Source organism: Halopelagius longus (assembly GCF_900100875.1).
Classification (GTDB): Archaea; Halobacteriota; Halobacteria; order Halobacteriales; family Haloferacaceae; genus Halopelagius; species Halopelagius longus.
The window spans coordinates 404471-422459 of the sequence record NZ_FNKQ01000002.1 but is presented as its reverse complement, the minus strand read 5'-3'; the positions used below and the strand labels follow the sequence as shown (position 1 = coordinate 422459).

General features: G+C 67.4%; 18 protein-coding genes. 8 read left to right on the top strand and 10 right to left on the bottom strand.

Features of this window, described 5'->3' with window-relative positions; genetic code table 11:
• Window positions 1-73 precede the first annotated feature (73 nt).
• The 5 genes from BLS11_RS07885 (at window position 74) to BLS11_RS07865 (ending at window position 4091) form a co-directional block, all read left to right on the top strand.
• Window positions 74-790, top strand: coding sequence for an SDR family NAD(P)-dependent oxidoreductase (locus BLS11_RS07885; protein WP_092535605.1), 717 nt, complete (start codon window positions 74-76; stop codon window positions 788-790).
• 149 nt (window positions 791-939) lie between these two features.
• Complete coding sequence (locus BLS11_RS07880) at window positions 940-1263, top strand: DUF8000 family membrane protein (protein WP_092535602.1); 324 nt, start codon at window positions 940-942, stop codon at window positions 1261-1263.
• A gap of 205 nt (window positions 1264-1468) precedes the next feature.
• A complete protein-coding gene (locus tag BLS11_RS07875) occupies window positions 1469-3037 on the top strand; it encodes a PQQ-dependent sugar dehydrogenase (protein ID WP_139172784.1) in 1569 nt (522 codons plus the stop codon).
• 58 nt (window positions 3038-3095) lie between these two features.
• Entirely contained in the window at window positions 3096-3521 is a 426-nt protein-coding gene (locus BLS11_RS07870) for a GAF domain-containing protein (RefSeq protein WP_092535596.1), read from the top strand.
• Between the two features lie 69 nt (window positions 3522-3590).
• Window positions 3591-4091: a YqaA family protein gene (locus BLS11_RS07865; RefSeq protein ID WP_245698808.1), complete on the top strand. Its 501-nt coding sequence runs from the start codon at window positions 3591-3593 to the stop codon at window positions 4089-4091.
• A gap of 312 nt (window positions 4092-4403) precedes the next feature.
• Here the strand turns inward: BLS11_RS07865 and BLS11_RS07860 are convergent, their stop codons facing one another.
• The gene (locus tag BLS11_RS07860) at window positions 4404-4715 is read right to left on the bottom strand and encodes a chorismate mutase (RefSeq protein ID WP_092535593.1); all 312 of its coding nucleotides are present in this window, start codon (window positions 4713-4715) and stop codon (window positions 4404-4406) included.
• Complete coding sequence (locus BLS11_RS07855) at window positions 4712-5563, bottom strand: shikimate kinase (RefSeq protein ID WP_092535590.1); 852 nt, start codon at window positions 5561-5563, stop codon at window positions 4712-4714. Before BLS11_RS07855 ends, BLS11_RS07860 begins: the two co-directional genes overlap by 4 nt.
• 128 nt (window positions 5564-5691) lie before the next feature.
• Here BLS11_RS07855 and BLS11_RS07850 point away from each other — a divergent pair, with 128 nt between their 5' ends.
• Both BLS11_RS07850 and BLS11_RS07845 read left to right on the top strand, forming a co-directional pair.
• Entirely contained in the window at window positions 5692-6123 is a 432-nt protein-coding gene (locus BLS11_RS07850; RefSeq protein WP_092535587.1) for a DUF5796 family protein, read from the top strand.
• On the top strand, window positions 6123-6353 hold the full coding sequence (locus tag BLS11_RS07845) for a DUF7508 domain-containing protein (protein ID WP_092535584.1): 231 nt from the start codon (window positions 6123-6125) through the stop codon (window positions 6351-6353). Before BLS11_RS07850 ends, BLS11_RS07845 begins: the two co-directional genes overlap by 1 nt.
• 43 nt (window positions 6354-6396) lie before the next feature.
• Here the strand turns inward: BLS11_RS07845 and BLS11_RS19850 are convergent, their stop codons facing one another.
• Window positions 6397-6531, bottom strand: a complete 135-nt coding sequence (locus BLS11_RS19850) for a DUF7128 family protein (protein ID WP_258555417.1) — start codon at window positions 6529-6531, stop codon at window positions 6397-6399.
• Between the two features lie 119 nt (window positions 6532-6650).
• On the opposite strand from BLS11_RS19850, the gene BLS11_RS07840 reads away from it, so the two are divergent.
• On the top strand, window positions 6651-8816 hold the full coding sequence (locus BLS11_RS07840) for a CDC48 family AAA ATPase (RefSeq protein WP_092535581.1): 2166 nt from the start codon (window positions 6651-6653) through the stop codon (window positions 8814-8816).
• Window positions 8817-8836: 20 nt separating this feature from the next.
• On the opposite strand, the gene BLS11_RS07835 is transcribed toward BLS11_RS07840, so the two are convergent.
• The 7 genes from BLS11_RS07835 to BLS11_RS07810 all read right to left on the bottom strand — a co-directional run bounded on the left by BLS11_RS07835 (window position 8837) and on the right by BLS11_RS07810 (window position 17912).
• Window positions 8837-9949 carry an AI-2E family transporter gene (locus tag BLS11_RS07835; protein ID WP_092535578.1) on the bottom strand — a complete coding sequence of 371 codons (1113 nt, stop codon included), beginning with the start codon at window positions 9947-9949 and terminating at the stop codon, window positions 8837-8839.
• Between the two features lie 55 nt (window positions 9950-10004).
• A complete protein-coding gene (locus tag BLS11_RS07830) occupies window positions 10005-10718 on the bottom strand; it encodes a class I SAM-dependent methyltransferase (protein ID WP_092535575.1) in 714 nt (237 codons plus the stop codon).
• 75 nt (window positions 10719-10793) lie between these two features.
• The gene (locus BLS11_RS07825) at window positions 10794-13640 is read right to left on the bottom strand and encodes a DEAD/DEAH box helicase (protein ID WP_092535574.1); all 2847 of its coding nucleotides are present in this window, start codon (window positions 13638-13640) and stop codon (window positions 10794-10796) included.
• A 71-nt stretch (window positions 13641-13711) separates the two neighbouring features.
• The gene (locus tag BLS11_RS19845) at window positions 13712-13837 is read right to left on the bottom strand and encodes a hypothetical protein (protein ID WP_258555415.1); all 126 of its coding nucleotides are present in this window, start codon (window positions 13835-13837) and stop codon (window positions 13712-13714) included.
• 91 nt (window positions 13838-13928) lie between these two features.
• Window positions 13929-14726, bottom strand: a complete 798-nt coding sequence (locus BLS11_RS07820; RefSeq protein ID WP_092535571.1) for a metallophosphoesterase — start codon at window positions 14724-14726, stop codon at window positions 13929-13931.
• Window positions 14727-14733: 7 nt separating this feature from the next.
• On the bottom strand, window positions 14734-16644 hold the full coding sequence (locus BLS11_RS07815) for a hypothetical protein (protein WP_092535568.1): 1911 nt from the start codon (window positions 16642-16644) through the stop codon (window positions 14734-14736).
• Window positions 16641-17912: a Single-stranded DNA binding protein gene (locus tag BLS11_RS07810; protein ID WP_092535565.1), complete on the bottom strand. Its 1272-nt coding sequence runs from the start codon at window positions 17910-17912 to the stop codon at window positions 16641-16643. Before BLS11_RS07810 ends, BLS11_RS07815 begins: the two co-directional genes overlap by 4 nt.
• Between the last annotated feature and the right edge of the window lie 77 nt (window positions 17913-17989).

Here is a 17989-nt window from a genome sequence, read left to right as displayed (position 1 = left end):
GACTCCGACGGAAAGCGGAGTCGACGCTCGCCGCTGAAACTACTTTTTGCGTCGCGCGAGAACAGGGGGAGGGATGGCACCAACTGCACTCGTCACCGGCGCCAGCGGCGGTATCGGACGTTCGATAGTGCGCGAACTCGGGCGGGACCACGACGTCGTCGTCCACTACCACAGCGACCGCGAGAGCGCGGCGGCCGTCGCCGAGGACGTCAGAGGCGACGGTCGGGACGCGATAATTCACCAGTGTGACGTCAGCGACCCCGACGACGTCGAGCGGATGGTCGATCACGCGCGCGACGAACTCGGCGAAATCGGCGTCCTCGTCAACAACGCGGGCGTGTTGCGCGGGGCCCGACTGGAGACGGCGTCTGACGAGGCGATTCAACAGACGCTCCGCGTGAACCTCGAAGGTGCGGTCTACTGCGCGCGGGCCGTCCTCCCCGAGATGCGCGACCGCGGCGAGGGGCGAATCGTGAACGTCTCCTCGACGGCCGGGACGGACGGGAGTCCGACGGACGTGGCGTACGGCGCGTCCAAGAGCGGTCTGCTCGGACTCACGAAGTCCCTCGCGAAGCAGTACACCGAGGACGGTATCTTCGCGAACGCGGTCGCGCCCGGCCCGGTGCGAACGGAGATGTTCGCGGAGGAGCGCCGACCGGCGACCCGGGAGGCGTCGCCGATAGACCGACTCGTCGCGCCCGAGGAAGTCGCGGAGGTCGTCCGAACGTTCGCCACCACGTCGGCGATTGCCGGCGAGACGCTCGTCGTGGACGGCGGCATCCGCCTCTGAGCGAGCGAAAGCCGGACTCTGCCCCGCTTCGCCGTCCGTCTTCGGTCGGTCGTCGCAGGACGGCGTCGTCCTCGGCGGTGATTTCCCGCTGAGCCACCACTCGTCGTTTCAAAAACATTATTCGTCTGCGGTCCGGTTCTCCGGGAGAGATGGGACGCAGCATCGATATTTCCGGCGGCTGGCTCAGCCGCATCCTCTACGCGTTCCAACTGGTCGCGCTTCTGCTTGCCCTGTTCTTCGTGGTTCCGTCCCTCGGGGACGCCGCGGGCGCCCTGCTGGGTCTCCTGTTCGCGTTGCTCGTGGTCGCGATAGTGATCGGCGCGCGGCGGTCGGCCGACGGCGACGGGGGGAACCACCTCGGAACGGCCGAAGACATCACGTACGACCCGTTCGGCGACCCCGGACAGGCGGCCCGAGAGCGGTGGGAGAAGGCGGTCCGCCGACTCCCCGGCGGGGACGACGAACGGGACTGATTCGGTCGGCGGCGACGCGGGTGTCGTCCGAGAAGGCGTACTACGTCGCCCGAGCGACGGCGGTCCCGACGAGAGCGAAGTCGTGTGTCGTGGAGGCGGACTACACCCCAGTATGGGTGTTATTCGCCACATTGTGTGAGAATGACTGTCACAAGAGTTAATGACGTGGATATCGACTGTTCTCACCCATCGAGTGAGGATAGGTATGGAAAAACAACCATCCCGCGGTCTGATCAGGTCAGCGGTGGCCGGAAGCCTCAGCGTCGGATCGACGTTGCTTAATCAACAGCGTGAGGCGATACGCCACCGGTGGGCCAGTTGGCGTCTGAAATCCTCCTCACGTTTCCCGTTGATCCGGCTTCCGGACGGCTACGAGATCGAAAAAGTGACCGACGGGCTCACTTTCCCAACCTCCGTCACCTGGGACGATGAGGGAAGCACGTACGTGGCTGAAGCGGGCGGTACGTTTCTCGACGAGGACGATGCCTCGGCGCGGATACTCCGTCTAGAAGGTGGAGAGGCGACGGAAGTTGTCAATCTGGACGGAGATATCTACCCCGCCATTTCGGGGATGACCTGGCACGACGGTGCCTTCTACATCACCCACCGGGAAGAGGACCTATCCGGAGCGGTGTCGAGGGTGACGCCGGACGGGGAGCGCACGCAGATACTCGGCGGCATCGTCGACAGCAAGTCGGACCATCAGCCCAACGACGTCCGAGTCGGTAGAGACGGGCGGATGTACGTCTGCGTCGGTATCGGGGGTAACTCCGGGTTCATGGACCAGAACATGATCCCGTTCGTGCAGAAGGCCCCCGACGGCCATCCGACCGCCGCCGAGGACATCGTTCTCAGGGGCGTCAACATCGAGCTCGCTGATTTCCGGGACGACTCGTCGGGTACCGTGCGGACGGGGGCGTTCGTCCCGTTCGGAACCGAAACGGAACCCGGTCAGGTGATCGAGGGACGGAATAAGTGCGGCGGATCGATCCTCGCCTTCGATCCCGAAAACGCGGAGGACACTGTCGAACCTCTCGTGTGGGGGCTCCGAAACGCAATCGGCATCGCGTGGAACAGACGGGGCGAGATGTTCGTCGCAGAAAACGGCTACGACAACGCTCCCGGGAGGCCCATCGCCGACAACTACGACGCTACGTACCGAGTCCGAGAAGGCGTGTGGTACGGCTGGCCCGATTTCACGGCCAACATGGACCCCGTCACGAGCCCGAAGTACAGACCGACCTCCTCGACGATCGCGCCGCAGTATATCGACGGCGAACGGCAACCTGAAGAGCTATCGTTCCTGATCGACCACGAAGCCAGCGGTCTCCAACCGCCGGACAAGTCGCTCGTAGCGGGCCTCCACGAGGTGAACGCGTCACCGTCCAAGCCGGACATCGCACCCGCAGGCTGGGGCGAGTACACCGACCAGCTGTTCGTCCCCGAATACGGTGACCTCTCGTGGGTGACGAACGCGCTCCGAGATAAGCCCGCGGGGAGCCGAGTCGTCGTTATCGACACGGAAGGCGACAGCCAACAGAAGGTGCGCCCGTTCGTCCAGAACGCAGAGCCGGGGCCGGCGTCGCACCAAGGGCGCCACGGAGAGGGACTCGAGCGCCCCTACGACGTGAAGTTCGGTCCCGACGGTGCCATGTACATCGTGGACTTCGGTGTCCAGCGAATCAACCGTAACCGAATCGCGCAAGGCCACTTCCCGGTCGAATGGGACCGGAAGACCGGCACAGTCTGGAGAGTCACCCCGACCGCGTCCTGAACAGGGAGACTACAGCCATGCACTACCTACAGTCCGCGAAAACGGAGGACTCCCCGCTATGACGCCGGAGAACGACGATGCCGTGGCGGCACTTCTGCGCGACGTCCTCGAGGAGTTCGACTGCGTCTCGGGAACCCTCCACCGGGCAGAAGAAGGCGAGCTCAAGCTCGTGGCTCACGAAGGCATCCCGAACCCCGTCCTCGCAAAGATCGAGACGGTCCCGATCGGGAAGGGGATGGCGGGGTTGGCGGCGGAGCGGCGGGAACCGGTACAGGTGTGCAACTTGCAGACGGACGACTCCGGCGTCGCCGAACCCGGTGCGCGCGAGACGATGATGGAGGGCTCTATCGCTGCTCCGATCTTGGGGTCGGACGGCACGCTCGAAGGGACCATCGGAATCGCCAAACCGGAGCCGTACGAGTTCACGTCCGCCGAACGCGGTCGGTTGATGAACGTTGGCGCACAGATCGTACAACGTCTTTGACCGCGAAACGTGCCGATTCCACCGCGGACTCTTTCGTCTCCTGACACCTCAAGGGCGTAGTAACCAAGTATGTATCCGATCGATACGCTCCGGTCAATCGAACTATCTCGCGATCTGTTCATATCACTCGGTATCCCCGGACTGTTCGCGGTCGCGTTCTTGGAATTCTTTCTATTACCCGTCCCGCCGGACCTCGTACTCATCCCACTTGCAGTCGCTAACCCGACGTTTGCCTTCGGCTACGCTGCCGTCGCAACTGCGGGATCGGTATTCGCTGGGTCGATCGGATTCTTCCTCGGGCGGAAAGGCGGTCGGCCCGTCCTCGAGTCACACTTTAGCGGTACGCGGGTCGAACGCGCTGAAGCCTACTTCGACCGGTACGGACTCGCAACCCTCGGGTTCGGTGCGTTCGCTCCCATCCCCGAAGGGTACGAACTCCTGTCGGTGGCGTCGGGCGTCCTCGGACTCGACCTTCGCTCGTACCTTGCGGCGTCGCTGGCGGGGCGGGAGGTACTTCCTCGAAGCCGTCTTGGTGCTCGCCCTCGGAGAGGCCGCTCGGTCGTTGAGTGAGGTGGAAATCTATGCTCTCATCGGTGTCGCCGCAGTGGTCGCTGGCGTTGCGTATCTCTCTCGACGGAGGTGGCGACCACGCTCTTGATATTCCTGATTCATTCGTCATCAGCATGACCGACCTCTCGCAGTTGCTCGGCGTCAGTGAAGACGTACTTCCCCCGTTGGCGAGAGAGATCGTCGGACCAAACAGCCAATACCCACGGCAACCGGATATTTTCCGCTCGCCAACCCAACGGCGAATCCGCTGAACAGTAGCCGGACGCTCCCTGTTTTCTGATCGGGGATAGAAGTTCCGAAACCTGTCTTTGACTACCGCGATTCCCGCTGTTCGACCTTGTTCAGTTCGATGAGCAGTCGGAAGACGGCCTTCACCAGATTCGAGTCCACGTCGAACCGTTCGGCGTTCTCGCCGGCGCGTTGCATCACCTGCTCTTCCTGCCCCTCGTCGGTCGTCGGCAGGTCCCGCTCTTCTTTCACCTGCGCGACGGTTTCGGCGACGTACGTCCGGCGGGCGATGAGTTCGACTATCTCGCGGTCGATGTCCTCTATCTCCTCGCGCAGTTCGTCTAAGGTCATCTCGTCCGGTCGTCGCGTGTCGTCTGCGTCCGTGTTTCGTGTCATAGTGTGCGTGCTCCGTCCGTTCGAGTCGTCAGCAGTCGCGTCCGGCCGTCGCGTCGGTCCCAGAGGTCCCGCACCCGTTCGAGGTCCGAGCGGTCGCCCACCGCGACGACGCTCGGTCCGGTCCCCGAGAGAGAGACGCCCGCCGCGTGCGGCATCGCCTCGACGGCGGGGTCCGCCGGGAAGCCGAGAGCGGCGGAGAACGCCAGTCCGTTCACCGTCATCGCCTCGGCGTAGCGGCCCTCCACCGCGAGGTCGGCCACCAGTTCGGCCATCGGGGCGACGTTCTCGCAGCGTTCCACGTCGGCGTCGGCGCTGTAGGCGCGTTCCTCGGGCGTCCACACGAGAACGTCCCACTCGACTTCGTCGCGGGCGAGGAGTTCGTCCTCGCGGTTGTCCGTCACGGTGACGCCGCCGAGCATCGACGCGGAGGCGTCGTCGAACGCTCCGGTGACGGCGACGCCGGTTTCGCGGGCGGCGCGGACGCCGAGTCGGCAAGCCTCCACCCTGTCGGGGTCGGCGCCGAGGGCGGCGGCGGTAGCCAAGACGGACGCGTTCGCGGCGGCGCTGGAACTTTTCAGCCCCGCGGCCATCGGCACCTCGCTCTCCGTGCGGACGCGGCCGCCGTACGCCTCGCCGTCGCCGTAACGTTCGACGGCGAGTTCGACGCACCGTTCTATCAGGCGGGTGTCCGCGTCGGCGTCCTCCGCCACCTCACCGGTGACGGTGCCGGAGTCGTCGAGTTCCACCGTCGCCGTCGTCTCGGCGTCGATGGCGAAGGCGGACCCGACGCCCGTCGCGAGGGCGTTCAGGACCGTTCCCGCACCGAGCGCTACTGCGCGGCCGTGCATACCAGTAGGGACGCGAGCGAACGGAAAGGTGTAGCGGTGGGTGCGGATTTGGCCGTCTCCCAGTCGCGGCGAACCGCCCGACGCGCCCCATCGCGCACCTTTTCACCGGCCCGCGCCAACGTGCGGGTATGAGCGCGCGCAACGACGTAGCGCCGAGCACCCTCGGCGTCGAACTCCTCGAACACGGGGTGGAAGTCGAGTACACCGACGGTCGGACGACGCTCTACCGGGGCGTCCCCGAGAAAGTCGACGGGACGCTCACGACGAGTCCCGGCAAGCAGGTGCACATCCTCGTCACGGACCCGACGGAGACGGAGGGCGTGATGGTGTACGTCAACGACCTCAAGACGCACGACGACATCCTCGAATCGACGGGCGTCGGGCGCGTCATCTTAGAGAAGGGCGAGGAAGAGGAGATATTCCCCGGCGTCACGGCCCGCCGCGTCGGCGGGATGCGGACCGAGGTGGAGGCCGACCCCGAGGAGGCGCGCGGGCGCGTCTTCGTCTTCGCCGAGGACGACTGGGGGGAGGACTCCTACGAGTTCGTCAAGGAGGACTGATGTCGCTCCGAAAGCGCTGGCGACCGCTGACGCGTTCGACGGTCGGCGAGACGCCCGACGCCTACGGCGTCGTCGAGTTCGGCGACGAGTCCGGGGAGGTACTGGAAGCGACGGCCGGACTCCTCCCGGACGTCCTCAGGGAGGAACTCTCCTACGGGTCGGCCGCGAAAGTCCGCTGGAAGCGCGCCCAGTCGTCGGACCACGCGGAACGACTGCTCGACGACCTGTAGTCGGCGTCGGGGGCGACGGGCCGGGGTGCGAGGAACCCTCGCCTTACTGGAGGTACGACGGACTCTCCGTGTCGCAGTTGCCCTCGTGTTGTTCCGCCTCCTGCTTCGTGTCGAACAGCAACCCGCACCCGTCGCACTGGTACCACGTCATATCGTCTCGTTCGGTCGTAGATACCATACCGGCTGTTCGCTATCGTACCATAAAAATTCGTCCAGAAATTCAGATATTCGAGGACGTCGCGCGGCGCGTCGCGTCAGCGCGGAAAGATAAAGAAAGGGCCCACCCAAGGGCCGGGTATGACCGACGAGGAGGGCCTGACGCTGACCGTCCGCGGCGCGGAGAAACGGGACGCCGGGCGAGGAATCGCCCGCCTTCCGGAGGCGACGCGTCGTAAACTCGGCGTCCTCAGCGGCGACACCGTTATCGTCGAGGGGTCGCGCGAGACGGTGGCGAAGGTGTGGCCCGCCGGCAGCACCGTCCCCGAGGGCGTCGTCCTCATCGACGCCGACACGCGGGCCAACGCCGGCGCGAAGATAGACGAGTCCGTCCGCGTCTCGAAGGTGGACGTCGAGGACGCGCGGTCCGTCACGCTGGCGATGCCCGACGACGTGGCCTTCGAAAACGAGGACCGGGCGGTCGACCTCATCAAGACCAGCCTGCAGGACCGCCCGATACAGGCGGGCGGTCAGATTCACTTCGAACGGCTCAGCGGGGACCCGTTCGTCGTCTCGGAGACGAACCCCGACGGGATGGTCCGGATCACCCAATCGACGAGGCTCGAACTCGTCAGGCGGGGGCGCGTCGAACGCGTCGTCGCCTCCGTCGGGTCCGCTACCGAGGAGGAACAGCCGTCGACGGGCGTGACGTACGAGGACATCGGCGGACTGGACGAGGAACTGGACCTCGTGCGGGAGATGATAGAACTGCCCCTCTCGGAACCGGAGGTGTTCGCCCACCTCGGCATCGACCCGCCGAAGGGCGTCCTGCTTCACGGTCCGCCGGGGACGGGGAAGACGCTCATCGCCAAGGCCGTCGCGAACGAGGTTGACGCCACCTTCCTCACCATCTCCGGCCCGGAGATAATGTCGAAGTACAAGGGCGAGTCCGAGGAGAAACTGCGCGAACGCTTCGAGGAGGCCAGAGAGAACGCCCCGGCCATCGTCTTCTTCGACGAGATAGACTCCATCGCCGGAAAGCGAGAGGACGGCGGCGATGTGGAGAACCGCATCGTCGGCCAACTCCTCTCTTTGATGGACGGGTTGGACGCCCGCGGCGACGTCATCGTCATCGGCGCGACGAACCGCGTCGACACGCTCGACCCGGCCCTGCGCCGCGGCGGGCGGTTCGACCGCGAGATAGAGATAGGCGTGCCGAACGAACGCGGCCGACGGGAGATTCTCGACGTCCACACCCGCCGGATGCCCCTCGCGGAGAACGTCGATTTAGAGCGGCTCGCCGCCCGGACCCACGGGTTCGTCGGCGCGGACCTCGAATCGCTGGCGAAGGAGGCGGCGATGACCGCCCTGCGACGCTCTCGGCGCGCGGAGACGGCCGACGCCCCGGAGTCTTTGACCGAGTTGGAGGTGACGGCCGCCGACTTCGAGTCCGCGATGGCGTCGGTCGAACCCTCGGCGATGCGGGAGTTCGTCGCCGAGTCGCCGACGACGACGTTCGACGAGGTGGGCGGACTGGAGGAGGCGAAGGGAACGCTCGAACGCGCCGTGACGTGGCCGCTGACGTACGCGCCGTTGTTCGATGCGGCGAACACGGACGCGCCCTCTGGCGTGCTTCTCCACGGCCCGCCGGGAACCGGGAAGACCCTGCTGGCGCGCGCTATCGCGGGCGAGAGCGGCGTCAACTTCATCCACGTCCGCGGCCCCGAACTTCTGGACCGCTACGTCGGCGAGTCCGAGAAGTCCGTCCGCGAGGTGTTCGAACGGGCGCGACAGGCCGCCCCGGCCATCATCTTCTTCGACGAGATAGACGCCATCGCGACGAACCGCGACTCGATGGGCGGCGACTCCGGCGTCACCGAACGCGTCGTCTCCCAACTGTTGACCGAACTCGACCGACTGGCGGACAACCCGAACCTCGTCGTCCTCGCGGCGACGAACCGCAAGGACGCGTTGGACCCCGCGCTCCTGCGGCCGGGCCGCCTCGAATCGCACGTCGAAGTCCCCGCTCCCGACGCGGAGGCGCGGCGCGCCATCCTCGGCGTCCACACCCGCGAGAAACCCGTCGCAGAGGAGGTTGACCTCGACGAACTGGCGGGGCGGATGGAAGGCTACTCCGGCGCGGACGTGGCGGCGGTGTGCCGCGAGGCGGCGATGCGCGCGATCGAGGAGGTGGCCTCGGCCTACGAGGGCGAGGCGGCGAACGACCACGCCGACGAGGTACGCATCCGGCGGGAGCACTTCGACGCCGCCCTCGACTCGGTTCGACCGTCGGGGCCGGCGGCGTAACCCCGTTTCGCGCGAGTTCGTCAGTCGTCGTTCGACGGCGGGTCCGACCCGATAGACCGCGCGGCGGTGACGTGCGGCGTGACCGGTTGTCCGTGAATCAACTCGCTGAACACGAGGCGGACGACTTGGACCGAGAGGACGACGATGAGTGGGCCGAGGAACAGTCCGTACCACCCGAACAGCATCGGCCCGCCGATGTAGCCGAACAGGACCAAGCCGGTGTGGGTGCTCCGACCGGCCAGTTTCGGGAGGACGAACGTCAGCGGAACGAAATCGAGGAAGATGAACGCGACGACCAACAGCACGGCCGGGTAGACGAGCAACGACCCGTCGGTTTGGACGGCGGAGAACGCGAGGTAGCCGACCAACGGGACGTAGACGACTTTTCCGACGACCAGCGGAATCAGCGTCGCCAGACCGGTCGCGAGGGCGAACGCCGTCGGCAGAGGTATCGAGACGGCCTGCGGCGCGACGAGGTTGTAGCCGTTGTAGATGACACCCGAGAGGATGCCGACGACGAACACGAGCAGGGTGGTGCTGAAGTAGACGGTTTCGAGGTCGGTGTCGACGGCGGTGGCGTAGGCGTACCCCGCGGAGTCCTCGTCGGCCACCTCCGAGCGGAACCACCCGTCGACGTTCCGCCCCTCCCGGAGGAGATAGTAGGCGACGAGAAGCGCGAAGAACAGGTGCATCACCGCCGTCGTCGCCGCGCCGAGCGTCTCCATCGCGGCCGTGAGCGCTTCCTCGCCGGTTCCGCCGCCGGAACTCTGAACCGCCGAACGTACCGTCTCGACCGGGTTCGACCGCAACGCGTCCACGTCGACGAACGGTCCGAGAACTTGCTCGTACTGCGCGGCGACGGCACCGACTTCGCTGAGACCGATCAGAACGAAGTACGCGAGGAGTGCGAAGACCGGAACCGCGAGGAGGAACACCGTCGCCGACGCGGCGTGTTCGTCAGACGCGAGGTACGGTCGGAGGCGGTGAAACACGGGGCGCGTCCCGTAGTAGACGAATATCGCGAGGGCGACGGTGCCGATGAACTGGTACACCGCGAAGACGAGAAACAGCGCGAGCGTCGCCGTCAGTCCCCACCACGCGATGCGCGAACGGTCCGATGGCAGACGGGTCATGGGGTCCGCTACAAGCGGGGCCGCGTTAAGCGTGTTTGCGAGGGGAGGGTACCACTCACTTCTGCAGTCGTGCCCGGTAGTACCCCGCGTCGCCGTCGTACGCCACCTCGCCGACGGTCCACGCCGTCTGCGCGCACGCCGCGCGGAGTTCGCCCGGCGAGAACGTCCGAAAGTCGAGTCGCGGCCCGACGAGTCCGCGCCCGCGGTACTCGACGCGGAAGGTTCGGCGGCCGACGCCCGCCTCGTCGGTCGGCCGGTGCCCGTGCGACCGGTCGGCGTCGGCGGGGTCGTACGAGTCTACGACCGCCTCGCCAGTCGCCGTCGTCACGCGGGCGAGTGCGTCCAGAACGGAGACCAGTTCCGCCCGCGAGGACGCAAGCGTCGCCTGCGTCCCGTTGACGAACGCCGTCTCGAAGCGGTCGGACGCGACCGGCATCCGGAACATATCCGCGACGAACGCGTGCTCGACGCCGCGTTCGCGCGCCGCACGAACCGCCTTCGGACTCGCGTCGAACCCGACCACGGTCCCCCGATTTTGAACGACGAGCGCGTGGTTCCCCGCGCCGCACCCCACGTCGAGGACGGGCGTCCGGAGGCCGTCTACGAGTGACCGAAGCGACGCCGACCACACCTCGGACGGCGCGAAGTAGAACGACTCGACGTTCGCGTCCCACGTCTCCCCCCTCTCGGGGTCGTAGTGGACGCAGGACCCGTCGTAGTCGCCGCGGAGGTAGTCCAACATCGCCGCGCCGAGTGCGTCGTCCGGCATGGGGAGAGCGTCTCGCCGAGAAGTGATAAAACCCTGACGTGTGTTACTGACTATCGTATCCGGCGCGTCCGCGAGTCAGTCCCAGAACGACTGCGTCCGCGCGTACTGACGCTCCTGTTGGAGGATGTCGCGGTAGAAGTCGGCCTCGTCCTCGCGGAGTTTGGCGATGATTCGGGCGGCGTTCTGCGGGCCGACGCCGCGGGCGGCCAAGGCGACGACCGCCTGCTTGCCGTGACTCTGGACGAGGCTGGCGGAGCGATACGCGCGTCGGGTCAGTCGCTCCTGTTCGTCGTCTTTCTCCGTCGCGCGGACGGCTTTCACCGTCTCCTCGTCCCAGGGGTTGAGGCAGGCGATGCGCGTCGCGCCGCACTCCGGGCACTCGGGTTCCTCGGGGACGCGCCGCACCTTCGTCTTCCGCTTCCAGTCTTTACAGTGGAGACACAGCAGGATGACCCGGTCGTTCTGGATTCGCTCCTTGATGGCCTCGATGACGCTCGCGTCGGCGTTCTCGGGCACGAGGAAGTCGCGTCCGCTCGAACTCCCGTCGATTCCGATGGGCGTGCGTTCGCGGGCGGTGGTGAGTTCCACCTCCCCCTCGCCGATTCGGCGGAGGAGGGCCGTCGTCTCCGGGACGGCCAAATCGACGTGGAACACCTCCCGGACCGCCTCGTCGTAGACGGGCGTCTCTTCGAGGGCGGCGACGAGTCGGTCCGCGCCGAAGCGCTTGTTCCCCCGGTAGCGCTTCAGCGCGCCGAACTTCGCGGCCACCTGCGCGAGGGTGAACTTCAGCGAGTCGGAGTGCTTCAAGGCGAGTTCCAGCAGTCCCTCGACGTGGTCGGGGTCCGTCGCCTCGAACACCTCGACGAACTCGTGGACGGACACCTTCGGCGGCACCTCGAAGGAGACGCGGTAGGGGTCCACCTCGATACCGACCGACGACCCGGTTCGCTGGCCGACGAGGGCCGCGAGCAGTCGGCCGAGCGTCTCGTTCACGCGGTGGCCGTGACAGGAGTTGAGGACGACGCGCCGCGCTTGGCCTTCGAGGACGAGGCGGTCGGCCGTCGGGATGGGGTGGCCCGCCTCCACCTGCCGCTCTATCGGCTTCAGCGCCTCCGAGAGGGTGTACTCGTCGGTCGGGTAGCGCGTCAGTACGTCCCGGGCGACGGCCGACCGGTCGGCTCCCGCCTCGAACTGCCGTGCCGCTATCTCGCGTATCTCGCCGACTTCGCCGGCGACGGATTCGGGGACCGGAATCTCCGACCCGGTCCACGACGGCACCTCGCCGGCGGGGTCCTCGATGGGCGTGACGTTCACCCGCGCCTCGTCGTCGTCGATGTCGTTGATGCGCCACATCTCGCCGCGTTGGATGAACGACGCCCCGGGTTCCGCGAAGTTGACGACGAATCGCTCGTCGAGGGTGCCTATCTGCCGCCGCGAGGACATGTCGTGGACGTCGTACGTCTCCTCGTCGGGTATCATCGACAGGTTGGCGTAGAAGTACTGCCACGTCCCGCCGGACTTCTCCAAGAGGTCCTTCTCCTCGTCCACCCACAGGAGGCGGTTGCTCTGGAGTTCGCGGACGATTTCGCGGAACTTCTCCTCGCTCAAATCTCGGAACGGGTAGGCCGAGGTGACGAGTTCGTACGCCTTCCGCGCGGACGCCTCGCCCGTGTCCATGACGATGCCGACGATTTGGTTGGCGACGGTGTCGAGACTGCCGTGGTGGATGTGCGCGGGTTCGACCTCTCCGGCCTCGGCGCGGCGGGCGATGGCGAGGGCTTCGAGGGTGTCGTCCGGGTCCGAGGTGACGATGGTGCCGCGGGACACCTCGTCGCGGCGGTGCCCCGCCCGGCCGACGCGTTGCAGGAGGCGCGACACCTCGCGCGGACTGCCGTACTGGACGACGTGGTCCACCCGCCCCACGTCGATGCCGAGTTCCATCGACGACGTGCAGACGAGGGCGTCGAGTTCGCCCGCCTTGAACCGGTCCTCCACGTCGATTCGCACGTCCTTCGAGAGCGACCCGTGGTGGACTTCGATGGGCGCGCCGAGTTTCTTCACCCGCGACCCGAGCGCTTCGGCTGTCTGTCGGGTGTTGACGAACACGAGCGTCGATTCGTGCTCTTCCACCAAATCGCGGACGACGCGGACGTGGCTCGCTATCTCGGCGTCGGTGGCGAGTTCGCCCGACAGCGTCTCGTCCTCGCGGGTCACCTCCGGGTGGACGACGGTGAAGTCCACCTTGCTCGCGACGTCCACCTCGACCACCTCGAAGGACCGGTCGCCGGTGAGGAACCGCCCCACCTCCTCGGGCGACCCGACGGTGGCCGAGAGGCCGATTCGCTGGAACGGTCCGGCGAGTTCCCGCAGGCGTTCGAGGCCGATAGTCAACTGCGCGCCGCGCTTGGCCGAGGCGAGTTCGTGCACCTCGTCGACGACGACGTGTCGAACGTCCGAGAGCGCCTTCCGGAGTTTCTTCCCGGTCAGCATCGCCTGTAGCGTCTCCGGCGTCGTCACCAACACGTCCGGCGGGTCGTTCGCCTGCTTCTGCCGTTGGTACTGGGTGGTGTCGCCGTGGCGGACGTCTATCTCCACGTCCAACTCCTCGCCCCACCACTCCAGTCGCTCCCGCATGTCGCGGTTCAGGGCGCGAAGCGGCGTGATGTACAGCGCCGACAGTCCCTCCCGGTTCTCGTCGGGGGATTCGACAATGGCGTTCAGGACGGGGAGCATCGCCGTCTCCGTCTTCCCGGTTCCGGTGGGGGCGATGACGAGCGCGTTCTTCCCCGAAGCGAGGGGCGGAATCGCCCGACGCTGCGGCTCCGTGGGCGTGGTGAATCCTCGCTTCGATAGCGCGTCGCGGACGGTGTCGCCCAAGAACGTGAACGCGTCCATACCCTGCGCGGACGGCCCGTTTTGCATCGTCTCCGCTAGCGGCGCGAGCGGATTAAGCGCACCGCTCTCGGCGTCTCGGCCGGTCGAACGGCGAGCGGTTACTTGCCGAGGAGACGCATCGCCGCGCCCGCGAGGAAGACGATACCGCCGACGATGAACGTGACGGGCACCGGGAGGACGAAAAGCAGTACGCCGAGAACCATGACTATCGTCGAGAGTCTCATATCGGTCGCACTCCCGGCGGACGGAAATGCGGTGTTGCCGTCGAGCGTGACAATCAGTCTCCAAAAAGCGTCTGCCGGGACGGCCGTCGGTTCAGAACGAGTCGTACGCCCCGAGGCGCGTCCCGTCGAGGAGGTACGCGTCCGCCGACAGGAAAGCGTCGGGGAGGAACGGCGAGAGGAAGCCCTGCCCCTCGACGTTGACCCACGTTCCGCCCGACCGGTCGTTGAACGCCGGGAAGACGACGAGTTCGGGCGACTTCCAGTCGAGTTCCGAGACGTCGATTCCGAGGTTCTCGGCGAACGGTTCGGGCCGGAGGGGGCCGCGCAACCACGCGCGTTCCTTGCGCCCGCCGCCGACCGAATCTTCGAGTCTGACGGCGGGGTGTTCGTGCGCCGAGCAGACCACCTCGGCCTCCAGCACCTCCCGCGCGGGCCACCGGTGGCCGTGGACGAACCCCACGTCGCCGAGGCGGACGCCCGCCCCGTCGGTGACGGCGAACCGGTCGGCGTACTCGGGGGCCAGTCGCTCCTCGATGCCGCCGTCGTGGTTGCCGCGGACGAGGGTGACGGGGACGCGGTCGGTCACCGCCTCGGCGAACCCGGCGAGTTCGCCCTCCTCGTCGCCCTTCGGGTCGCCGATGCGGTGCCCCAAGTCGCCGAGGACGACGAGTCTGTCGGGGTCCGTCCGGTCGAGGAGCGACTCGATTCGGGCGCGCCGAACGTCGGCGTTGCTGTCGAGTTCGACGCCGCGTTCGTACCGGAGGCCCGCCTCGATGCCGGCGTGGTAGTCCGCGACGACGAGTGCGCGGTCGCCGCCGATATCGGCGACGGCCGCGGGTTCGCCGGAGACGGGTTCGACCAACGGGCCGGTGCGACGCGCGGATGCCATCGTCGCCTCAGATGGACTTCAGCGTGCCTTCGGCGGGTTCGTAGCACTTCCCGCCCATCAACGCGTCCTCGATGGCGTCCTCGACGTCGCCGGGGTCCGCGCCGTACCGGTCGACGACGGCGGCGACGACCTCCTCTCGGTCCGCGCCGTCGCCGTCGTCGAGGTCGGACATCACTTCGACGGCGGCGTCTTCGAGGTCGACGTCTTCGAGGTCCGCCTCCGGTTCCGCCTCGGACTCCTCGACGGCGTCGGCTTCGTCGGCCTCCGCCTCGTCGGCGTCGACCGTCTCGGTCTCGTCGGGGTCGGCCGTCTCGACGGACTCGGACTCGACGTCGGTCGCCGTCTCGGCGTCGACGCCGCCGGCGGCCGGGCCTTCGCCCAACTCGTCAGCGTCCGGCACGTCGATATCCGCCTCGCCGGGCGAATCGACCTCCGTACCGGTGGAGAATTCGGTGCCGAACTCCTCTTCGACCTGCCGGCGTTCCTCCTCGTCCATCTCGTACATCTCGTCGGTCGAGGGGGAGGCGGCCGCCTCGTCGGCCGACTCCGAGTCCGCGTCGGTGCCGTTCGCGGTCAGTTCGTCGGACTCGCCGGTCGGCGAGGCGTCGCCGCCGAAGTCGCCCAACTCGTCCGTCGCCTCGGCGTCGGTGTCGGTCTCAGCGGTCGGTTCGTCCGCCCCGAAGTCGCCGAGGTCGTCGGTCGAATCGGAGTCCGAGGGGACCGGTTCGGGGTCGGTCGGCGCGTCGTCGTCCTCGACGACCGACGCCGCGTCGCCCGCGGGTTCGGGGGTGGGTTCGGGTTCGTCGTCCGTCTCCTCGCCCGCGTCGGGGACGGGTTCGGGAGTGGACTCGGGCCCTTCGTCCGCCGCCGAGTCCGCGAGAGACTCCTCGTCGGCGCCGGAGGTCAGCGAGTCGGCGTCCATCGAGTCGGCCGCCGTCGCCTCCGCGTCGGTCGTCGCCTCCGCGTCGTCGGCCGTCCGCACGTCCGCGGCCGACTCGTCCGCCGCCGCCACGTCCTCCTCGGAGACGGCGTCGGATCCCGCGAGGCCCTCGGTGTCCTCGACGGTGGACTCGACCGTCTCCTCGTCGGCGGTCAGGTCGTCGGCGTCCGGGCCGTCGGCAGCGTCCGCCTCCGCCGCCGCACCTTCCTCGGGCGTCGTCGCCTCCGCCTCGGTTGCGACGGGCGAGTACTCGTCGAGGTCGAGTTCCGGAAGCGGACCCAGCGTGTTCGGTCCCTCCTCGCCGGGTTCGACGTCGAGGCTGCCGACGGAGTCGACGTCGCCGGAGACGAGTTCCAACGCCTCGACGGCGAGGCGTCTGAGGGCTTCGAGGTAGTGTTCGGTCGTCCCGTAGTGTTCGATGGCCATCGGGATGCCCGTCGCCAGCGTCGATTCGACGCCGCGGGCTTCGAGGGCGCGGCGCAGGTCGTCGCCGCGTTCGTCCATCTCCAACGCCTCGGCGAACGTCGCGACGCGTTCGAGGGTGGCCTCCGCCGCGGAGACGACCCACCGGTCGCGCGTGTCGGCGTCCACGTCGTTGATGCTCTCGGGGCGGACGGAGGTGAACACGCGGTCCGAATCCTCTGGTTCGTACGTCCGCGCTTTCCCCGTCAGGGAGACGAACGCGGGCGGAGAGGCTTGATCGAGGAAGGCCATCGCCTCGGGTTGGTACTGCCCGGCGTAGGTGACGAACGCGCCCGAGGGGTCCACGACGCGCCCGCGGAGGACCTCCTCGTTTACGTTCTCCACCTCGGTGAGGACGCCGACGGCGAAGAGGCGGTTCACCCGCGCGCCGGTCGGCGTTACGACGTAGTTCGGCGCGCGTTCCTCGTCGCCCTCGGAGTACGAGAACGACGCGTCGTCGAACTCGGCGGCGAACATGCGGTGGGCCACCTCGCGGCGGTTCTCGACGACGCTCATGCGCCCACCTCCTCGCGGAGGGCGGCCGCACGGTCTGCGGGGTCCTCGTCCGTCTCCTCGAACTCGGTGGCTTCGAGGTTCGCGCCGTAGTCGTCCACCGAGAGGTTGCCGCGGACGCGGAACTCCCGCCCGACGACGGCGTCGCGGATGTCGTCGGCGACGACTTCCTTGTCCATCGCCTCGCGGGCCTGTTCCATCGCCTCTTCCATCGTGCCGCCGTACAGCGTCTCGGTCAACTCTCGGTCTAAGACGACGGTGACGGTGCCGGTGCCGTCGTCGAGGATGGCCTTCACGCGCATGTCGTCCTCGCCCTCGACGTCGCCGTGGGAGCGACACTGGCCGTTCTGGAGGACGCGCCCGCAGTCGGGACAGCGTTCGATGAGGCCGGACCCGTCGCGGACTTCCAGCAGGTTACCGGTCACCTCCACGTCGAACATCCCGCCGGACCCGACGGCCTCGCCGATTTTCATCCGCGGGGCCGACTCGTTGACTTCGACGTCGCGGCCCAACGGCGTGACGGTGGTGAACTCCGAGAGGTTGACTTGGGGGACGCCGCGGAACTCGCGGGCGTACACGTCCTCGAACCGCAGGTCCGCGCCCTCCCGCAGGTCCGAGCGCGCGCCCCAGTCGGTGAAGGGGAGGCGGCCCGTCTCGTCTGCCACGACGCCCGACCGGATGAGCGTCTCGCCGTTGCGGCCGTCGATGGTCCGTTCCTCGGATTCGAGGACGCGAACCTCCACGGTCCGGCCGCGGTCGCCCGCGCGGACGTCCACGAGGTCGGTTTCGCCGCCCACCTCGTACGGCGTCTCGACGGGCGTCGTCTCGACGGCGACGGTGGAACTGGAACCGAGGTTCAGTTCCGGTTCGCCGTCCCACTCGCGGACGCCGGCGTTGCCGACGGTGACGGAGTCGCCGGCTTCGAAGCCGAAGTCCTCCCACGCGGTGTAGGATATCTTCCCCGTCTCGTCCGCGAGTTCGCCCTCTCGGATGGTCTGTTCTTCGCCCTGATAGCGAATCGAGCGTCGGCCGACGGTCAACACGCGCACGGTGACGGTGACGTTGCCGTCCTCGGTGGTGATGTCCGCCACGTCCTTCGAGGCGGGCGAACTCCCGCCGCCGTCGCCGCCGCCGTGCTTGCGCCGGATGCTCTGTTTCGCCTCGTCTATCGGGACGCTGTACTCTAACAGGTTCTGTAGGTCGGATTTGACCTCCGCTTTGTCTACGCCGAGGGTGGAGGCGAGTTCCTCGGCATGGTCGTCTACGTCCATCGGTAGAAAGTTGGCTCCCGTACCCTAAAAAGGGTTCCCGGAAGGGGTCCGACGGCACGAACTGCTAAGTGTCGGGG

Excerpts from the sequence above, each read along its gene's own strand:
- BLS11_RS07875 (WP_139172784.1), top strand. The coding sequence starts at position 1,469 with ATGGAAAAACAACCATCCCGCGGTCTGATCAGGTCAGCGGTGGCCGGA.
- BLS11_RS07885 (WP_092535605.1), top strand. The coding sequence starts at position 74 with ATGGCACCAACTGCACTCGTCACCGGCGCCAGCGGCGGTATCGGACGT.
- BLS11_RS19845 (WP_258555415.1), bottom strand. The coding sequence starts at position 13,837 with ATGAGACTCTCGACGATAGTCATGGTTCTCGGCGTACTGCTTTTCGTC.
- BLS11_RS07830 (WP_092535575.1), bottom strand. The coding sequence starts at position 10,718 with ATGCCGGACGACGCACTCGGCGCGGCGATGTTGGACTACCTCCGCGGC.
- BLS11_RS07825 (WP_092535574.1), bottom strand. The coding sequence starts at position 13,640 with ATGCAAAACGGGCCGTCCGCGCAGGGTATGGACGCGTTCACGTTCTTG.
- BLS11_RS19850 (WP_258555417.1), bottom strand. The coding sequence starts at position 6,531 with ATGGTATCTACGACCGAACGAGACGATATGACGTGGTACCAGTGCGAC.
- BLS11_RS07840 (WP_092535581.1), top strand. The coding sequence starts at position 6,651 with ATGACCGACGAGGAGGGCCTGACGCTGACCGTCCGCGGCGCGGAGAAA.
- BLS11_RS07815 (WP_092535568.1), bottom strand. The coding sequence starts at position 16,644 with ATGAGCGTCGTCGAGAACCGCCGCGAGGTGGCCCACCGCATGTTCGCC.
- BLS11_RS07820 (WP_092535571.1), bottom strand. The coding sequence starts at position 14,726 with ATGGCATCCGCGCGTCGCACCGGCCCGTTGGTCGAACCCGTCTCCGGC.
- BLS11_RS07860 (WP_092535593.1), bottom strand. The coding sequence starts at position 4,715 with ATGACACGAAACACGGACGCAGACGACACGCGACGACCGGACGAGATG.
- BLS11_RS07880 (WP_092535602.1), top strand. The coding sequence starts at position 940 with ATGGGACGCAGCATCGATATTTCCGGCGGCTGGCTCAGCCGCATCCTC.
- BLS11_RS07845 (WP_092535584.1), top strand. The coding sequence starts at position 6,123 with ATGTCGCTCCGAAAGCGCTGGCGACCGCTGACGCGTTCGACGGTCGGC.
- BLS11_RS07865 (WP_245698808.1), top strand. The coding sequence starts at position 3,591 with ATGTATCCGATCGATACGCTCCGGTCAATCGAACTATCTCGCGATCTG.
- BLS11_RS07850 (WP_092535587.1), top strand. The coding sequence starts at position 5,692 with ATGAGCGCGCGCAACGACGTAGCGCCGAGCACCCTCGGCGTCGAACTC.
- BLS11_RS07835 (WP_092535578.1), bottom strand. The coding sequence starts at position 9,949 with ATGACCCGTCTGCCATCGGACCGTTCGCGCATCGCGTGGTGGGGACTG.
- BLS11_RS07810 (WP_092535565.1), bottom strand. The coding sequence starts at position 17,912 with ATGGACGTAGACGACCATGCCGAGGAACTCGCCTCCACCCTCGGCGTA.
- BLS11_RS07870 (WP_092535596.1), top strand. The coding sequence starts at position 3,096 with ATGACGCCGGAGAACGACGATGCCGTGGCGGCACTTCTGCGCGACGTC.
- BLS11_RS07855 (WP_092535590.1), bottom strand. The coding sequence starts at position 5,563 with ATGCACGGCCGCGCAGTAGCGCTCGGTGCGGGAACGGTCCTGAACGCC.